Annotated in this window: 1 protein-coding gene; it reads left to right on the top strand. The window is 56.0% G+C overall.

What is annotated here, in order from left to right; genetic code table 11:
- A partial coding sequence (locus PU683_RS22000) for a hypothetical protein (RefSeq protein ID WP_277174652.1) occupies window positions 1-187 on the top strand: 187 nt, incomplete at its 5' end.
- Window positions 188-232 lie beyond the last annotated feature (45 nt).

The raw sequence follows: 232 nt of genomic DNA, 5'->3' as shown, positions 1-232 counted from the left end.
CGAGGTGTTTTTTATTTACGTCTACGTCATAGATCTACACCCACTGTTACACTTTTTCGCTCCACGACGATCTTCGGATCTGGACCAGCCCGGCAACATCATCCGGCGTCTGGGCGCGGCCCAGCGCCTGCACCTCTTTCGCCACGGCCTAGATCTGAACAGGACTCGTCTGACCTCCATTCCATAACTGCCATCGCTTCTGCTGGCATATGCGGGTAACGACACTGCGGGG

It is taken from the genome of Candidatus Kosakonia sp. 282A-S69 (genome assembly GCF_029433855.1).
Lineage (GTDB): Bacteria > Pseudomonadota > Gammaproteobacteria > Enterobacterales > Enterobacteriaceae > Kosakonia > Kosakonia cowanii_A.
This window is presented reverse-complemented; position numbering and strand designations above follow the sequence as displayed.